Origin of the sequence: Chitinimonas sp. (assembly GCF_041904975.1) — a bacterium.
Classification (GTDB): domain Bacteria; phylum Pseudomonadota; class Gammaproteobacteria; order Burkholderiales; family Chitinimonadaceae; genus Chitinimonas.
Genome location: NZ_JAYRLZ010000065.1, coordinates 1 through 17,944 on the forward strand (window position 1 = coordinate 1; position 17,944 = coordinate 17,944).

The 17,944-nt window shown below is 56.9% G+C and carries 15 protein-coding genes; 12 read left to right on the forward strand and 3 right to left on the reverse strand.

Going from position 1 to position 17,944, the window contains the following annotated elements; all coding sequences use genetic code 11:
- A partial coding sequence (locus ACE3OH_RS08440) for a tetratricopeptide repeat protein (RefSeq protein ID WP_374350777.1) occupies window positions 1-1,502 on the reverse strand: 1,502 nt, incomplete at its 3' end.
- Window positions 1,503-1,835: 333 nt separating this feature from the next.
- Between ACE3OH_RS08440 and ACE3OH_RS08445 the strand changes: the two genes are divergently transcribed.
- The 7 genes from ACE3OH_RS08445 (at window position 1,836) to ACE3OH_RS08475 (ending at window position 10,145) form a co-directional block, all read left to right on the forward strand.
- Complete coding sequence (locus ACE3OH_RS08445) at window positions 1,836-2,690, forward strand: hypothetical protein (protein WP_374350779.1); 855 nt, start codon at window positions 1,836-1,838, stop codon at window positions 2,688-2,690.
- A gap of 218 nt (window positions 2,691-2,908) precedes the next feature.
- A complete protein-coding gene (locus tag ACE3OH_RS08450; RefSeq protein WP_374350781.1) occupies window positions 2,909-3,727 on the forward strand; it encodes a tetratricopeptide repeat protein in 819 nt (272 codons plus the stop codon).
- Entirely contained in the window at window positions 3,724-6,282 is a 2,559-nt protein-coding gene (locus ACE3OH_RS08455) for a tetratricopeptide repeat protein (protein ID WP_374350784.1), read from the forward strand. Before ACE3OH_RS08450 ends, ACE3OH_RS08455 begins: the two co-directional genes overlap by 4 nt.
- Window positions 6,279-6,839 carry a methyltransferase domain-containing protein gene (locus ACE3OH_RS08460; protein ID WP_374350790.1) on the forward strand — a complete coding sequence of 187 codons (561 nt, stop codon included), beginning with the start codon at window positions 6,279-6,281 and terminating at the stop codon, window positions 6,837-6,839. The genes ACE3OH_RS08455 and ACE3OH_RS08460 overlap by 4 nt, the downstream gene beginning before the upstream one ends.
- Before the next feature lie 183 nt (window positions 6,840-7,022).
- Complete coding sequence (locus ACE3OH_RS08465; protein ID WP_374350794.1) at window positions 7,023-8,135, forward strand: DegT/DnrJ/EryC1/StrS family aminotransferase; 1,113 nt, start codon at window positions 7,023-7,025, stop codon at window positions 8,133-8,135.
- Window positions 8,136-8,139: 4 nt separating this feature from the next.
- On the forward strand, window positions 8,140-9,252 hold the full coding sequence (locus tag ACE3OH_RS08470) for a DegT/DnrJ/EryC1/StrS family aminotransferase (protein ID WP_374350797.1): 1,113 nt from the start codon (window positions 8,140-8,142) through the stop codon (window positions 9,250-9,252).
- Complete coding sequence (locus ACE3OH_RS08475) at window positions 9,252-10,145, forward strand: GNAT family N-acetyltransferase (protein ID WP_374350800.1); 894 nt, start codon at window positions 9,252-9,254, stop codon at window positions 10,143-10,145. Before ACE3OH_RS08470 ends, ACE3OH_RS08475 begins: the two co-directional genes overlap by 1 nt.
- Window positions 10,146-10,230: 85 nt before the next feature.
- On the opposite strand, the gene ACE3OH_RS08480 is transcribed toward ACE3OH_RS08475, so the two are convergent.
- Both ACE3OH_RS08480 and ACE3OH_RS08485 read right to left on the reverse strand, forming a co-directional pair.
- Window positions 10,231-12,390 (reverse strand): tetratricopeptide repeat protein, encoded by a 2,160-nt coding sequence (locus tag ACE3OH_RS08480; protein WP_374350802.1) that lies wholly within the window; start codon window positions 12,388-12,390, stop codon window positions 10,231-10,233.
- 70 nt (window positions 12,391-12,460) lie between these two features.
- Window positions 12,461-13,249 (reverse strand): class I SAM-dependent methyltransferase, encoded by a 789-nt coding sequence (locus tag ACE3OH_RS08485; protein ID WP_374350805.1) that lies wholly within the window; start codon window positions 13,247-13,249, stop codon window positions 12,461-12,463.
- A gap of 379 nt (window positions 13,250-13,628) precedes the next feature.
- Here ACE3OH_RS08485 and pseB point away from each other — a divergent pair, with 379 nt between their 5' ends.
- From pseB to pseG, 5 genes are all read left to right on the forward strand, one after another.
- The gene (gene pseB, locus ACE3OH_RS08490; RefSeq protein WP_374350807.1) at window positions 13,629-14,624 is read left to right on the forward strand and encodes a UDP-N-acetylglucosamine 4,6-dehydratase (inverting); all 996 of its coding nucleotides are present in this window, start codon (window positions 13,629-13,631) and stop codon (window positions 14,622-14,624) included.
- A 4-nt stretch (window positions 14,625-14,628) separates the two neighbouring features.
- Window positions 14,629-15,777 (forward strand): UDP-4-amino-4,6-dideoxy-N-acetyl-beta-L-altrosamine transaminase, encoded by a 1,149-nt coding sequence (gene pseC, locus ACE3OH_RS08495; protein WP_374350810.1) that lies wholly within the window; start codon window positions 14,629-14,631, stop codon window positions 15,775-15,777.
- A gap of 43 nt (window positions 15,778-15,820) precedes the next feature.
- Window positions 15,821-16,441: a pseudaminic acid biosynthesis-associated methylase gene (locus tag ACE3OH_RS08500; RefSeq protein ID WP_374350812.1), complete on the forward strand. Its 621-nt coding sequence runs from the start codon at window positions 15,821-15,823 to the stop codon at window positions 16,439-16,441.
- Window positions 16,438-17,151, forward strand: a complete 714-nt coding sequence (gene pseF, locus ACE3OH_RS08505) for a pseudaminic acid cytidylyltransferase (RefSeq protein ID WP_374350815.1) — start codon at window positions 16,438-16,440, stop codon at window positions 17,149-17,151. Before ACE3OH_RS08500 ends, pseF begins: the two co-directional genes overlap by 4 nt.
- The coding region (gene pseG, locus ACE3OH_RS08510; protein ID WP_374350818.1) for a UDP-2,4-diacetamido-2,4,6-trideoxy-beta-L-altropyranose hydrolase at window positions 17,148-17,944 on the forward strand (797 nt) is incomplete at its 3' end. The genes pseF and pseG, both read left to right, overlap by 4 nt.

The window sequence follows — 17,944 nt, forward strand, 5'->3', positions numbered from 1 at the left end:
GTATGAACTGACAGGTCTATCAGGATATCGACGCTGTCGCGCCGGATCATGTCGATGGCGACCGGGTCTGACAATGCACCAATCTCGCGCCAGTGCTCGACTTGTTCCTTGAATCGATGTGACACCGCATCAAGCGGGGCTAGCGACGTGTTGTAAGCAAACAGCGATATTTGCCCGCGCTCGTGGTTCTCCAGCAAGGGGCGCAGGAAGTAGGCGACGGAATGATCGCGCAGGTCGCCCGATACCAGTCCGACGCGGATCGGCCGGTCGCGTTGCTCGGTAGCGATGATGTGCGGGACTGCTTCGGTTTCGGTGTTTTCAAATCGCTTGGCCCAAAGCCTGGCGGCTTCGAAGCGTTCTGCAGGTGTGCGCTGTGGATCGAAATGCAGGGTGTAGATCAGGTTGCTGAGCAGCTCGGCATTGTCTGGTGCGGCTTCTGCGCACTTCTTCAGTGACTTGACCGCCTCGGCAATTCTGCCGGTGGCACGCAGGGTGTTGGCGTAATTGCCGTTTGCAGTTGCAGCTTGGGGATTAAGCATCGCTGCATGCTGAAAGCGTTCCAGCGACTCATCGACTGCACCTTGCTCGAGCAGGCTGTTGCCGATCAGCTGATGAACCGGCGACGTACCCAGAGGCCTGAGTCGCAGTGTTTCATCGAAGCAACGAACCGCATCCTCAAAGCGCCGCGACATATGATAAATGGAGCCGAGATTGGCCCAGGCATCCGCCGAGTCCGGCTGATCCGCTACCACCTGCTCCAGCATGGCAAGCGCTTCTTCGTGCCGCCCTTGTTGCGCCAAAGCAACGGCAAAGCTCTTCTGGACGTCGATGTCTCGGGGGTTGGCTGCAAGCAGGCCCTGATAGATTTCGTTGGATTCGGCAAACTCGCCCAGGCGGGTCAGGGAAAAGGCGAGATTGAGCGTTGCTTGCGGCAAATCCGGGTTCCAGATCAAGGCCTGGCGGAAATGCGTGGTGGCTTGCTCGAAATCGCCTCTTTCCAGCATCAGCGTTGCCAGATTGTTGTGCGCTTCCGGATAGGCCGGATTGAACATCAGGGCGCGCTCGTAACTCTCGATCGCTTCATCGCGCCTACCGGCTTCCGCAAGCGAAATGCCCAGGTTGTAATGGGCCTCGGCATAGCCGGGTTGCAATTCGATCGAGCGGCTATAGCTGGCAATTGCGGCGTCCCGATTACCGGCAATTTTGTGAAGATTACCAAGATTATTGTGCGCTCCGGCGTTTTTTGGATCGCGGCTGACGACAAGCTCAAGAAAATGAGCCGCTTCGCTGATTTTGCCCAAGCGTGCGCTATTGCTGCCTAGTGCGTTGAGGATGTAAAGATTGTCTGGTTGCTCGGAAAGCAGCAGGCGCAGCTGCTGATCGGCCTCTTCCAGTTTTCCGGCAACGCTAACTGCAATGGCTGCCTCAAGTCGCGGCATCATCGCCGCTATCGCCTCATCCGTCGTACCGGCCGTCTCGTGTGTTAGCGCACTATCGCTCATGGTTGCTCAGCAGGTGGTTGGCATGCCAGCAACTCTAACTGGGTGACGCACATCCCGCCAAGCATCTCAAGTTACTGTTGCGAATAACCGATATTCATCAGGTCAGGCACGCAAATGCAAGCTGGCCGACAGGCGTAAAAAAATGGCGCAGTAATTGCTTTTGATCATTGCTTGCTAATTTGTCGCGGGCTACTAAAGTTTCATGGCCACGTTCCGATAACAAGGAGTGACAGCCATCCGAATGCGCGGGAAGCGGATCCCTTCATTAACAGCGCCTTCCAACAGGTTGTCTGGCTAGCCAATCGATCAGTACTTACGTAAGGAGTAATCATGATGAACAAGCATTTGTTAATGGCAACGGCGGCTGGTGCTGGGTTGATGGCGGCCAGTGTGGGCGTTAGCGCCGCAAGTTTCACTCATGCCGGTGTGTGGGCTGCGAGCGTGAGTCCGACGCTGTATGTGGCCATGGTGCCTGCAGGCCCCACCAGCACAGACGGCACCTTGTTGCTGGAGGTTGCGGTTGGCGCCGCCGGGTTGAACTTCTCCTATGCCACTCCGGTTATCCCGAACAAGGACGTCACGAATGTCGGTGGTGCTGGTAGTGCTTCGGTAGTGGCTGTGGCTTGGTCCAATACCGATCCGCTGTTTACGCCTTACACCACTGGCTTGGCAGGTTCGGCAACGTTTTCATATGCGTTGGGCAGCACATCGGCGGCTCAGATGTTCCAGCGTCAGGAAGTGGTTGCGCTCGGAACTGCCACATCTTCTCCACGCGTGACTTGTGATGTGTTCTTCCAGGTCAGTCTGGATGCTGGCAATAACCTGAAATTCGGCGTCAATGCGGCACGCCCGGTGAATTGGGCCAGCACCAATGCCGGTGTTTCGTATACCGCGGGTACCGGTACGGCTACGACAGGCTATACCATCAGCTCGGACTACTGGAACGGTGGCGTAACCGGGAATCTGGTAGCCAATCAAAGCACGGTGGCTGCGCAATCCACCTACACCACCTTTGCTCAACCGGTGTCGGTTTCGACCATTCTGACCGCGAGCATGGGCAATGTAAGTGGATTTACCAATGCGACCTACACCACGCCTGCAGCTGCTGTGAATGCAATGCGCACTTGCGCCAATTTTGGCGTGACACGCAATGCTCTCACTGCGGCGGCACTGGGCAAGATCTGGTAGCCATACCCCTATTCGATTGCCTGTTCTGGCAAATCAGAAAACCGTCGCTTTTGCGGCGGTTTTTTTTGCCGTTCTTCGGCATATCTTGCCGCTCGCTGGCGGACTGTGTACCAATTTAGCCGCTGAATGGCGTCCCATTTTCCGTAAACCGGGCATGGCGTTTGCTCCTCCTGCTGGCTTAGCCTAGAGTTGGCTTGCCACAATAATGGAGGGAGTTCATGAGCGATCCAGCAGCAGAAAGCCAGCAGACTTCATTAACCCTCGAACAGATGCTTGGCTTGATTGCCCTTCGCCATAGTGAAGGTGAATACGCCAACGTTGAAATGCTGTGCCAGAAAATCCTGGAAAAATATCCAGGGCATCCAAACGCCTTGTATTTCCGAGGTTTGGCTGCTGCCGCCCAAGGCGCGTGGGCATTGGCACAGCAATGCCTGGAAGCCCTTTCCGACATAGATGGTGTTGCCGATATGTCGCGTGACGCACTGGCTGGTGTATACGCGGCGCAACAAAGCTGGCAATCGCTGGTGCATCTGGCCGACACGGTACTTTCTCACACTCCGGATAATGCCAAAGCCTATTACTGGCGCGGCCTGGCCGCGCGGGGAATGGGCGATGTTGCAGCCGCGCGCAATGATCTTCGCCGTGCAGTCGCCTTGGTTCCCGGCTTTGTTGAAGCGCGTTTTGAATACGGCAATCTTTTGCTGGTGGAGAACGATGCTGCGGCGATTACCCAGTACGAGCGCCTGCTGGAATTGGCCCCGACGCGTGCCGATGTCATGAATAACCTCGGTTTGTCCTATTCGATGCAAAGCAAGGCCGATAAGGCAGAAGCAGCATTTCGGCGGGCCTTGTCGGTTCAGCCCGACTATGCCGAGGCAAAGGCAAACCTGGCAGCCATCCTGCTGCAGTCCGGGCGCAGTGATGAGGCTGGACGATTGTTTGCCGAGGTTCTGGCGCAAGCGCCGCACCTGGCAGATGCTGTGGCTGATTTGCAGAGCCGCATTGCAGCGCAAACGGTAACTGGAGGTGCACAGTGATAGATCAGGCTAAATTGGCAGCAATGCCGCAATGGCGGGCCGATGCGATTGTCGCGCTGGAAGAGAATGATGCTGTCACGGCGCAGGATCACGTCATTGGCCGCTTGGCTGTGGCACCGTTCGATGCGGAAGCGGTTTTCCTGTTCGGTATGTGCCGCCTGGGGCTGGGCCAGTATGGCGAGGCTATAGAATCTCTGCGTATGGCGCATTTGCTGGAGCCGGGCAATGCGCGAATCGCCAATCAGTTTGCCTTGGCACTCAAGATGGTGCGCGATTACAAGGTGGCGCGGCGGGTATTTCTTGATGCGGTCAAGGTGGCGCCGGCCGATCCGGAAATTGCTTACAACTTTGCGGCAAACGAGGCCTTGGCAGAACGCCATGAAGAAGCCGAAAAGTACTTCCGTCGCGCCATTGCATTGAGCGCTGCCCAGCCTGACAGTCGGGTTCCGCTTGATCTGGCTCGCTACGGTTTGGCCAATGCGCTTATTGCCCAGGAAAAGTACGCAGCTGCCTTGCCGCTCTATCAGGAACTGAAAGACGTGTTTCCTGATGATCTGGAGTTACTCAACAATCTCGCGGTTGCCTATTTGCGCACCGGCGATGCCGAGCACGGACGACCCTTGCTGGAGCGGGTGGCAGAATTGACCCCGCAAGACAAAGGAGTGTTGCTCAATCTTGGCGTGGCCTGCCAGTTGCGCTGGGAATTGCACGGCGCGCTCACGTTTTTCAAGCGCGCCTATGCCATCGATCCGAACGATATCGGCGTATGCGTCAACCTGGGCCTGACGCTGGAGCGAATGGGCAGACCGGCGGAAGCGGCCGTCTACTACAACCGCGCCATCAAGATCGACCCGAATCAGTCGGATATCCACTGCTATTTCGGTGTGGCGATGATGGCGCAAAACCAGCTGGACAAGGCGGAGAAGGCCTTCAAGGACTGTCTGGCCATCAATGCCGAGCATGCAGAAGCCTTGCAGGGCTTGGCCAATCTGTATCGTCGTCGGCAAGACAAGGTCAAGGCGCGCGAACTGTATGAGCAGGCCATGCAGTCAAAACCGGACTGGGTACCGTTGTACCCGATGCTCGCCTCCTTGTTGATCGAGATGGAGGCGTTCGATGATGCGGCCAATGTGCTGGAGCGAGGGTTCGAACTGGCACCGATGGAGCTGGGTCTGTGGATGAGCAAGGCCTCGCTGCGCCTCAAGCGCGGCGATATTGCTGGCGCCATGGAGGTCTATCGCGAAATCATGGCCAATAGTCCGTCCGACCCCGGTTCATCGTCCGGGGTGCTGTTCTGCATGAATTACGATGTAACCCTGACACCGGCAGAATTGGCCGAGCACTACAAGAATTGGGACGCGCAATTCACCCGCCATTTGCGCGATGACCAGTTCCAGTTCCCTAACTCGCGCGAACCGGGCCGGAAACTGCGTATTGGTTATGTTTCAGGCGATTTCCGCCAGCATTCGGTCGGCTTTTTTGCTGAACCCATTATCTGTAATCATGACAAGCAACGCTTCGAGGTGTACTGCTATGCCAATCTTGGCCATGTAGACTCGGTAACCCAGCGCATCATGGCCAAGGCGGATCATTGGCGCTGGATTGCCGATATGCCGGACAAGGCGGTAATCGAAATGATCAAAATCGATCAAATTGATATCCTGATCGATCTGTCAAATCACACGGCGTATAACCGCCTGTTTACCTTTGCTGCAAAGCCGGCACCGGTACAGATGACCTGGATAGGCATGCCGACCACCACCGGTTTGTCGGCTATTGATTACCGGATATCCGATCCCTATATGGACCCGCCGGGCATGACTGAGGCCTTGCATTCGGAAAAACTGCTGCGCCTTGCTCATTCAGGCTGGTGCTATGTGCCGGCGGATATTGGCCGTGATATTGAAGTCGGGCCGCTGCCGGCCAGCAAAAATGGCTATTTGACCTTTGCGTCTTTCAATGCTTTCGGCAAGATCAATACCCAGGTGATCGAGTTGTGGGGTAAATTGGTATCGGCTGTTCCTGGGTCGGTATTATATATGTATACCGGCGGCAAGGATGCCGACGAGACCCTGAATGAAAAGGTCAAGCGGGTATTCAAGGCTTGTGGCTTCCCGATGGAACAGCTGCGCTTGTTTGGCAGCAAGCCGATGAAGGATTTTTTGGCATTTCACAATGAAATCGATATTGCGCTGGATCCCTTCCCCTATAACGGTGGCACGACGACTGCGCATTCCTTGTGGATGGGCGTGCCGGTTCTGACGCTGGCTGGTGTCAAGCCTATCCAGCGCATGGGCGTCAGCATGAATACCAATGCAGGCGTGCCGGAATTCATCGCCAATAGTGCCGAAGAATATGTCGAGATTGCCGAGCGTTTCGCGCGTGATTTGCCGGCGCTGGCTAAGGTGCGAGCGGGTTTGCGTGCTGCCATGCAGGCATCGCCCTTGATGGATGCCGAGTTGGTTACCCGGGATCTGGAGGCCGGCCTGATCGAGGCATGGGAAGATTGGTGTGCCAGGAATGAGATGGCTTCGCTGGAGGAGAGTGCATTATGAAACAGGTCTTGCATGTAGGCTGCGGCGCCCCAAGCCCGACTTCGCTATATAGCTTTTTCCGCGTTACCGGTTTTCGCGAGGTAAGGCTCGATATCGACCCCGATTGCAAGCCGGAAATCATTTCGTCGATTACCGAAATGCCGATGATTGCCGATTGCTCCTATGACGCAATCTATTCCAGCCATAATCTGGAGCATCTGTTTCCGCAAGAGGTGCCGGAGGCGCTTGGTGAATTTCATCGTGTGCTCAAGCCTGGCGGTATTGCCCTGGTCACCATGCCCGATATCCAGGATGCAGCAGAAATGATCGTCAATGATGGCCTGGAAGAGACGGCCTATATGTCACCCTGCGGCCCGGTATGGCCGATGGATTGCGTGTATGGCCACCGGATCACCTTTGCCGATAAAAAGATCTTTGCCCTGCATAAAACGGCCTTTACAGCAACGCGCCTGAAGCGGGTATTGAAAGAAGCGGGTTTTGAATATGCCCATGCTATCCGTGATAACTTCATTTTGTGGGGCGTTGCGCGCAAGGCTGGTGAATTGGTGATCGATTAGCGAATCGACTGCATCTGGCTTGATTGACGGCATGCCAGGTGCAGTGGCTTTCCGGTGTTTATGGACAGATCGTCAGATTTGGCACGCCATTTGATGTGCAAACGCTCATGACGGAATGATTGAATCCGTTGGCGTTACCGGGCCGACTGCACGACAGTTTTACAGGGGACATGACTGCCTGGTATGAGAAAGCAATTCGACATTCCGCTGTTCAAGGTATTCATGCCGCCGCGCGAAAGACTTTTGCCGGCGCTTGAGCAGGTACTGTATAGCGGACAGATCTCCGAAGGCGAGCCGGTTCTGCAATTCGAGCGGCGATTCGGCAGCCTGGTGGGAAGCGGCAATGTGCTGTCATTTTACAGTGGCACTGCGGCTTTGCATGCCGCCTTGGTCCTGGCTGGTGTGCAGCCAGGCGATGAGGTGATCTCCACTGCAATGACTGCAGAGCCGAGCAATATGGCGATTTTGCATGCGGGTGCCAAAGTAGTATGGGCAGATATTGACCCGGCGAATGGCAATATCGATCCGCTGGCCATTGGCAGGTGTATAAGCCCGGCTACGCGTGCCATCCTGGTGGTGCATTACGGTGGAGTGCCGGCACCATTGGCGGCCATCAGGGCATTGGCCGCTGCGGACGATATCGTGGTGATTGAAGATGCGGCGCATGCGCTTGGTGCGCGCTATGCCGGTGCACCGATTGGCAGCCATGGCGACTATGTGATGTTTTCGCTGCAGGCAATCAAGCATATGACGACGGTGGATGGCGGCATGCTGGCTTGCAATATGCAAAATGCCGATGCAATTTTGGCAGCAGGGCGTAAATTCCGCTGGTTTGGTATCGACCGCGCTGCGCCGCGTACTGAAGTGGATGTGGCATCGGTCGGCTATAAATACCATATGAATAATGTCACGGCGACGATTGGCCTGACTCAGCTTGATTTTATCCGACCGGTGATCGATCGGCATATTGCCAATGGTCGATATTTCGATACGCATTTGTCGGGAATAACTGACTTGCAAACGTGCGTATTCGAGGCAGTTGCCGAGCCATCGTATTGGTTTTATACCGTGCTGGTGGAGAATCGCGAAGGTTTTATTCGCCACCTTGCCGAGCACGGCATTGCCAGCTCGATGGCGCACAAGCGCAATGACTGGCATTCGGTATTTTCCGATAGCCGGACGGAGTTACCTGGCCTCGATCAGTTTTATTCCCGAATGATTCATATTCCCTGCGGCTGGTGGGTCGGTGATGCGGAACGTGAATACATGGTTGATGTGATTCGCGCAGGCTGGTGAATCGATGTCGGTATCCATCCCGCTATTCAAAGTCTATACCCCGCCGGGTGCGGGCACTGTGCTGGAGCAGGTGCTGGCCAGCGGGCGCTTGGCTACCGGCCCGCAGGTGGCGGCGTTTGAGGGTGAGCTGGCGCAGTGGCTGGGTGTGCAGGATGTGGTGGCAATCAGCGACGCGTCGGCGGCGCTCACCCTGGCGCTCTACCAGGCCGGCGTGCGGCCCGGTGATGAGGTGATTACCTCGCCCCTGGCCTGTGCCGCCAGCCTGATGCCGATCGCCAATCTGTTTGCCCGGCCGGTATGGGCAGACATCGACCCGGCCAGCGGCATGATTGATGTCGCAAAACTGAATGCGCTGTATAGCAGCCGAACCCGTGCCGTATTGCTGTATCACTGGTCAGGCAATGTCGGCAATGTCGCCGCTATTGCCGCATCGGCGACGCAGCATGGTGTGGCGCTGGTGCAAGATGCCAGCGAAGCTTGGGGCGCGCAGCTCGCCGGGCGCTATCTGGGGAGCGAAGCGGATTTCACCGTTTACTCGTTTTATGCAACCAAGCACCTTAGCTGCGGTGAAGGCGCTGCCTTGCTGGCTCGAAAGCCCGCAGATCTGCTAGCGGCGCGGCGCTTGCGGCGTTTCGGCATTGATTACGCCGGCTTGCGCTTGCCCTCGGGCGATCTCGATCCGGCGCTGGATATACCGTTGGCCGGCTTCAATATGCCGATGAATGAGTTGGCGGCGGCGCTGGGCCGGCAAGTATTGCCGCATATGGATGGTTTGCTGGCCAAATATGCTGAACATGCCGGCTACTACCAGCAAATGCTGGCAAATTGTCCAGGCGTGCAACTGTTGGTGCAGCAGGCAGATAGTCGCTCCGCCTGGTGGACTTATTCGCTGCGGGTGGAGCGGCGCGAGGCACTCGTGGCCAAGCTGGTTGCGGCAGGCATAGGCGCACAGCGCCTGCATATACGTGGCGACTGTTACCGCTGCTTTGCACCTGCCGTTGCCGATCTTCCCGGTGTGACGCAATTCGATGGCGAGAATCTGAGCATTCCCTGTGGCTGGTGGCTTAGCGGTGATGATTGCGAGCGTATCGTTCGCTGCATTCAGGCAGGTTGGTGATGTCGATCGGCTTGCGTCGCGCGACGGCGTCCGAGCTGGCTGCCCAGTTACCCGAGCTTGACCAGCAGTTCGTGTTCGGCAAGGGGCGCAAGCTATCGCTGCTGCAGCGCTATCCGGCCATGTTCGCGGCAGATGGCTACGGTGGAATGTATGTGCTGGCAAGCGCCGATTCGCTGCTCTCTTCCCTTTGCTGCAAGACAGTTCTGTGGCATGAGCGCGGCCGCGTGTGGCGCGGCGCCATGATAGGCGCGGTGTATACGCCACCGGCATTGCGGCAGCAGCAATATGCCAGCACCTTGCTGCAGGCATTTTCTGCGCAGCTTACTGATGATGGCTACGACTTCGCCGTGCTGTGGGCCAGCCAGAGCGGGTTTTATGCAAGGCAGGGCTGGGCGCCGCGTGATAGCAGTGTGGTCGCTGAACTGCCGGCCAGGCAGGCTCCGGCCGAGCCCACGGTGACGGTGAGGGCGATGGACGCAAGTCTTGCCGGCGAGATGGAGGCCATACGAACGGCCTACTTGCCGAGCCGGATTATGCGTAATCCGATTGACTATCTCACCCTGCCTTTGCCGGCTGCGGATTTGCATATACATCGCTGGCTGGCAGGCGGCGGCGATTGCTATGCCTTGCTGGGATGGGCCGGTGATCAGGGCTATGTGTACGAGATGGTCGGCAATCCGAAGGGCTATGCGGCGCTGTGGCGCAGCCTTCTTGCGAGCGGAAAGCACTTGCTGATCAACGACGCGCTGGAAACCCCGTCATACCTGTGGTTGAGCGATCAGGCTGGTGTGAGCTGGCAGGCCAAGTCGCTGGCGATGTGGCAGTCGCTGTCAGTAGCGTTTGGTGAGCGCGGCGAGTTTGACGCCCATATCAGCTTTCTGGACCGGGTTTAACTGGCAAGCCGGCGGCAATGGATTGGTCGCCGCGCGGTTTGCCTGATCAAGCAGGGCAGGGCGAGCCAGTTTATGCGCCTGTCTCTTATGACTGCCCGCTTGCTTGGGCTGCACACCAGCTCCGCCAGATTTCCCGGTACAGCGCTTCCAATTTGCGGGTATAGCCGACCTCATCCATCAGGGCAGATTGTGCCAGGCGCTGCCTGAGCGTTTGCCGCAAGTCGGCCAGTGCCGCCGGATTGCGCGCATAGCGCTCAACCAAGGCAATCGCCGCCGTATCGCTATCACAGGCAAATTCGCGCAGGCCGGCGCTGTCGAGAATGCTTAAACCGGCTCGCGACAAGAATCGGTTGCCAACCAGCGACAGTGTGGGAACGCCCATCCACAGGGCTTCGCAGGTAGTGGTGGCTCCGTTGACGGTGAGCGGATCCAGCGCGATATCGATTTCGTGAAACACCTTGAGAAAATCCGGCGTACTCAGCTTGCCGAAGAAGCGAATCCGCTGGGCACCGATGCCCTTGGTGGCAAAGGCGTCAAGAATGACCTGGCGCGGCCTCCCTTCCGGAATGGTGGCCATCACCAGGCGCGCATCCGGCAGGGCGTGCAGCAGCTTGGCCCACAGGGTGAGGCTGCTATCCTCGATCTTGTTTACATTGTTCATCGAGCCCAGCGTCAGATAACCATTGTGTTCAATCGGTGATGCATTGACCTCGGGAGCATCAGGATTGGGCCGATAGCACCACAAGCTTTGCGTCAGGCGTAGCAGGGTCTCCGAATAGTAGGCCTCGCTGCCGGGCGGATCAGCCAATTGATCGGTAATGCGATAGTCGATTGCCTTGAGCCAGGTTGAACCCGGGTAGCCGATAAAGGTTGCCTGAATCGGGCAAGGCTTCATCGCCATTGCTTGCAGACGGTGATTGGCAGTATGCCCGGCGAGATCGATCAGTATGTCGATCTTCTGAATACGGATGCACTCGGCTAGCTGAATATCGTTCAGGCCTGAAGTTTCGACCCAGCCATCCGACATTGACCTTATACGCCGGGTGTATTGATCATGATCTGTGCTGTTGTAATAGCAGAATATTTCGAATTGTTGTTTGTCATGTCGCTCCAGAAAAGGTTCGGCAAATCGGGCAACCGCATGATTTCGGAAATCGGGCGAAATATAAGCAATTCTTAGCTTTCTTTCCGGGTCAGGTGGGTTTCGGTGTGGCTTTCGGTGTTTTTGCAGCGCTTGCTCGATATTTTTCCATAACAAGGCCTGCTCTGCCCGCCAGGCTTCGGTGTTGACTGTTGGGTCGAACACCATCGCATAAAATAGATTCGAATAGGCGGGGAGTTCAGCGGGATGATTGTCTCGATTGGCCCGCATGCCGGCAATTGCTTCACCAAGACGACCCAGCTGTAGAAACATGGAGGCGAGATTGGCTTGTACTCCAGGCATCTTCGGGTCGAGTCCGAGCGCAGTTTCAAAAGCCTCGCATGCCTCATCACTACGTCCAAGCAAGTGGAGCGTGTTGCCAAGATTGTTATATGCATCCGCATTTCGACTATTGAGTGAAATGGCACTACGTATTTCTTGCTCGGCCAGGGCCCACTCGCCCTTGTTTGATAAGGCCTCGCCAAGGTTATTGTAGAAACTGGAGTTGCTTGGGTCCAGTTTGATGGCCGCCCGATAGCATTCGATGCTCTCATCCAGTCGCCGTAATTTTCCGAGTGCAAATCCAAGATTGAAACGAAAGATTGCAGCATCGGGTTCTAGTGCCACCGCTTTTCTGGCTGCCGCAAGGCCCTCATTTACCTGACCAAGTTCCATCAAGGTGGCGCCCATATTGCAGTAGGCATCGGCATAGTCCGGCTTGATTGCAATGGCCTGTTGATAGTGCTCAATGGCCTGTCGAGGCTTGTTCAGTCTTTGATACAAAATACCGATATTATAATGCGCATGAAAATCCTTGGGGTTCAGGCTCAGGCAGCGCGTTTCAAGCTCGATAGCCTGATCATATCGTGCGCGCTTGAGTTCGATCGAGGCTAGTGCGTGCAGCAGTGTCAGATCGTCCGGATTGGATTGCAATTGGTTTTGACACAGTGTTGCGGCCGCATCCCATTGCTCCCGCTTCATCAGTGTCTGTATCTCGTTGGTCGGCACCAATCCGCCTTGCTTGTTATTGCTGCCACAGCAATGCTTGAATTTTCGCTGACTTCCGCAAGGACAAGGGTCATTCCTGCCGGTATTTTTTGACATGGATTGCCTGCTGCTGTATTTGGGATTCATCATGTTACGGCTTGGGGCATTTCGTGAAACTGGAAATGATTCAGGGTTGCCTTTGTTGAGCAGGCTCGGATGGCGGCATCTGAGTGGTTTTCCACTCCAGGTATAACTCGCGTGCTGCCTGCAAGCTCGGGCTGACCGGTTCGCTACCGGCGCATAATGCCATTTTCACATGCTTCGGTTTGGTTTTTAGCGTCTTTTCAAGCACGGTAATTGAGTCGTGAAATGTAATGCTTTCCAGCGTGCTGGAGAATAGCGTTTGCTGTGGTTTTTTGTCGCGCGGCCAGAAATGATACAAATCGTCGATCATCCTGTTGCAAGTTGTTGAAAAAATATTCTGGCTATCTTCGGCTTCCAGGTAACACGCATGCACGTCTTCGAACAGCAATACACCACCAGCAGCCAGGCTCGGCCAGCAGTGCAGCAAGGTGGTAACCATATCGCTGCTTTGATGCGAGCCATCATCGAGGATGATGTCGAATTCACGATCAAACAGAAAGGTATCCCAAAACATCGGGTCACCCTGGTCGCCTATATGTATATCGATGGTGTCGCTGGCATTGCGCAGGCATACCGGATTGATATCGATGCCGGTCAACCGGCAGCCCTCGCCAAAATAGCGCTCCCAAATTTCCAGCGAGCCACCTTGCCAGACACCGATTTCCAATACGCGTGGCGCCTTGCCGCGAAATCGGCTCAAATGCCGATCATAGATATCGAAATACCATTCCCATTTATGGGCGGGGTGACCAGTGTGCTCGGCGAATAATTGAGCATAGGTTTTCTGCATGAGTGCTTGCTCCCGCTTAGGTAATGAAAGGCTGAGCTGCATATCGCCAGGAAAGCGCTGAACGAATCACGACATCAGGCAGCAAGGCAGGCTCCGGGAAAACCGCGGTGCTTGCAAATGTCAGTTTGTCAGTGATGTCTCGCTGCTTCATCCCACCCCTGCACCCCGCCATTGCTGGTGCGCCGCGCCATCGCTGTGTTGCGTGCTTCGTTCTACGACTCCCCGGGCTTGTTGCGTTCAAGCTTATGCGAATCTGTCAGTGCTCACTAGCCGATGTACGTCTGTATGGCTGGCATATGGTGTGCTTGACACAGTTTTGGCTGGCTGGGCAGCTTTGCTGCGATAGCGCTGGCTTGCGGGTTGAATCCGTGTTTAGGATTAGGTCGACAGCGCTGCAATCATGCGGCACAAGGGGGAATGCGTGTTCAACGATAAGTCCATCCTGATTACCGGCGGTACCGGCTCATTTGGTCGCCGTTTCATTGCTACCGTTCTCAAGCATTACCGGCCCGCGCGGGTGGTGGTGTTCTCCCGCGATGAGCTCAAGCAGTTCGAGATGCAGCAAAGCTTCAACGCCCCGTGCATGCGCTATTTCCTGGGCGATGTGCGCGATGGTGAGCGGCTGTCGCAGGCGATGCGTGGTGTGGATTATGTGGTGCATGCCGCCGCGCTCAAGCATGTGGTGGCAGCCGAATACAACCCGACCGAGTGCATCCGCACCAATGTGGGTGGCGCCGAAAACGTGGTCAAGGCGGCCATCGAAAACGGTGTGCACCGGGTGATTGCGCTTTCCACTGACAAGGCAGCCAGTCCGATCAATCTGTATGGCGCTACCAAACTGCTGTCGGACAAGCTGTTTGTTGCCGGCAACAATATTGCCGGCGGCCACAAAACCCGCTTTGCCGTGGTGCGCTATGGCAATGTGGTCGGCTCGCGCGGTTCGGTGGTGCCGTTTTTCCAGAAGCTGATCGACGATGGCGCGCGTGATTTGCCTATCACTGATGTACGGATGACGCGCTTCTGGATCACGCTGGATCATGGGGTGGACTTCGTCATCAAGGGCTTTGCCCGGATGCGTGGCGGCGAGTTGTTCATTCCGAAGATTCCATCCATCCTGGTGACGGATTTGGCAAGGGCGATGGCGCCGCATCTGCCGCATCGGGTGGTGGGCATCCGCGCAGGCGAGAAACTGCATGAATTGATGGTTCCGCTCGACGATGCGCGCATGACCTTGGAGTTTGATGATCACTACGTGATCTGCCCGGTGGCGCGTTTCAACGATAGCGATGTCGATTACACGCAGGACGGCATGGGAGAAGTCGGCAGGCCGGTGGGCGAGGAATTCGAATACCGCTCCGACACCAATCCACATTATCTGAGCGTCGAACAGATCGCTGCGCTAAACCGGGAGCTGTGAGCGCATGATCCCCTACGGCCGCCAATGCATCGACGATAGCGACATCGCAGCGGTGGTGGCCGTGCTGCGCGCTGATCTGATCACCCAAGGGCCGATGGTCGAGCGCTTCGAGCAAGAGCTTGCTACATTGACCGGCGCGCCCCATGTGGTGGCGCTGTGCAATGCCACCGCCGCCCTGCATCTGGCTTGCCTGGCGCTGGGCCTGGGGCCGGGCGATCGTCTGTGGACCAGTCCCAATACCTTTCTGGCCAGTGCCAATTGCGCGCGTTACTGCGGTGCTGATGTCGACTTTGTCGATATCGACCCGCTGACCTGGAATCTCGACGTAGCCGCACTGGAAGCCAAGTTGGCCGTCGCTGAACTTGCCGGCACCTTGCCGAAAATCGTCGTGCCGGTCGCTTTTGCCGGCCAGAGTTGCGATATGGCCGGTATCCGCCGGCTGGCCGACCGCTATGGCTTTGCCGTGATCGAAGATGCCTCGCATGCCATCGGCGCCAGCTATCTGGGCGAGCCGGTGGGCGCCAGCCGCTATGCCGATGCCACGGTATTCAGCTTTCACCCGGTGAAGATCATTACTACCGGTGAAGGTGGCGCGGTGCTGACCCGCCGTGCCGATGTGGCCGAGCGGGTACGCCTGCTGCGCACTCACGGCATGGTGCGCGACCCGGCCAGGCTGGAAGAGCCCGCACCGGAGTTATGGCATTACGAGCAACAGGCGCTCGGGTTCAATTACCGCATTACCGATATCCAGGCTGCGCTGGGCCTTTCGCAACTGGGCAAGCTGGCCGGCTTTGTTGCACGGCGCCGGCAACTGGCGCAGCAATATGATGCGGCACTCGCCGGGCTCGGCATCCAGCTGCCAGGGCGCCAGGCTGGCGCCGTGTCGGCCTGGCATCTGTATGTGGTCCGGGTGCCGCAGCCGCTGGACCGACGCAGCGTGTTCTACCAGCTACGCAATGCCGGCGTGGGGGTGAACGTCCACTACATACCGGTACACACCCAGCCCTACTACCGCGATCTCGGTTTTGCCTGGGGCGACTTTCCGCAGAGCGAGCAGTATTACCGCGAGGCGATTACCTTGCCGATGTTTGCGGCGATGAGTGAAGACGAGCAGGTACAGGTGATCGAGGCGGTGCGGCAGGCGGTGTTGTAAAGGCGAGCAGGTAAGGGCAGGCAACGATCAGACAGGTGGGGACATGCGGCAAATCAGCGAGCAAGAAGCATTCTGGCAGGGCGAGTTTGGCGACGAATATGTGGACCGCAACGACGGCCCTGCCGCAATTGCGGCCAATATCGCCCTGTTTGTCAAAGCCTTGAGCCATACCGCCCGTATCGACAGCCTGCTCGAATTCGGCACCAATCGCGGGCTCAATCTGCAAGCGCTGCGGCAGATCCTGCCGCATTGCGAGCTTACCGGCATCGAGCTCAATGCCAAGGCGCATGCCCTGGCGAGCAAACTGGGCATTGCCGAGGTCTGGCATGGCTCCTTGTTTGATTACCCAATTCGCCAGCAAGTTGACCTCAGCCTGATCAAGGGGGTACTGATCCATCTGGACCCAGCATTGCTGCCCCAGGCGTATGAGCAGCTGTATCGCGCCAGCCGTCGCTATATCCTGGTGGCCGAGTATTACAACCCCACGCCGGTGGAGGTGAACTATCGCGGCCATGCCGGCAAGCTGTTCAAGCGTGATTTTGCTGGAGAAATGCTTGATCGTTATAGCGACTTGCAGTTGATCGACTACGGTTTTTGCTACCAGCGCGACCCGGTGTTTCCCATGGGTGACGGATTCTGGTTCCTGATGGAGAAACGCGCTTGACATACCTTGTGGCGGTTATCCCGGCGCGCGGCGGCAGCAAGCGCATACCACGCAAGAATATCCGCAACTTTCTCGGCAAACCTTTGCTGGCCTACAGCATCGATGCTGCACGCCGAGCCGCCGTGTTTGATCACATCATTGTCAGCACCGATGATGAGGAAATCGCCAATGTGGCGCGCAGTTGCGGTGCGGAAGTCCCTTTTATACGGCCTGCCAGTCTAGCGGATGACTACACCACCACTGCGGCGGTGATTTGCCATGCCATTGCCAAGCTGCAGCAATCCAGCATTACCCCCGACTATGTAGCGTGCATTTATCCGACCGCGCCCATGCTGCAAGCGGAAGATCTACGCCGTGGTCTCGCAGCGCTGCAAGCGCGGGCTGATAAATCTTTTGCACTTGCAGTGACCAGCTTCCCGTTTCCGGTACAGCGCGCGATCCGTATCAATCAGGATGGCGCCATCGATGCACTGTATCCGCAGTACCGCGATACCCGCTCGCAAGATCTGGAGGCGGCCTACCATGATGCCGGCCAGTTCTGCTGGGGACGTACCGAGGCCTGGTTGCGTGGCGATATCATATTTTCGGCAGCCACCCTGCCGGTACTGCTGCCGCGCTACCGGGTGCAGGATATCGACAACCCGGAGGACTGGCAGCGGGCTGAGTGCTTGTTGGCCTCGCTGCGTGCCAGCGGGGATGTGGCGGCATGAATGTACTGATCCGGGCTGATGCTTCTCTGCGTATTGGCACTGGCCACGTAATGCGCTGCCTTACCTTGGCAAATGCCTTGCGGCAATGCGGCATGACAGTGCAGTTTGCTTGTCGCGAATCACTTGGGCATGCAATTGCAACCATCGAAAAGGCAGGGTTTGCCGTGATTGGCATGGCCGCAGGTGCCGAGCTTGCTGAAATTGATACAGTAAGCGATGGGCAGGCTGATTGGGACGAACTTGACGGCATGGTGTCCGATCTTGCGCAATTTGATTGGCTGGTGGTCGATCACTATGCGCTTGATGCCGGATTCGAGCGAGCTGCACGAGATCGTGTCAAACGCGTCGCGGTAATCGACGATCTGGCGAATCGGTCCCATGAAGCGGATGTTCTGGTTGATTGCAACCTGACCGCAACATCCGATCTCTATGCCGATCTACTACCTGCTCAAAGTACCTTGCTGCTGGGTCCGCGTTACGCGCTGGTTCGCCCCGCCTTTTGCGGTGATCCAATGCCAATTCGCGCCGATATAGGGCGCGTGTTGGTGAATTTTGGGGGAGGTGATTTGTATGGCGTCACTGCGCAGGTCATGGATGCGCTGGAATACAGCCCTGACTTGGCCTGTCACTTTGTGGCCGGAGTAAACAACCCCCATTGGACAGAGCTAGCGCGGCGGGTTACGGGCAAAGCACACTGGCATCTACACCGGCATGTAGAGGATTTTGCTTACCTGATGCGGCAAAGCGATCTGTGCATTGGTGCGGGCGGTAGTAGTACTTGGGAGAGGGCTGT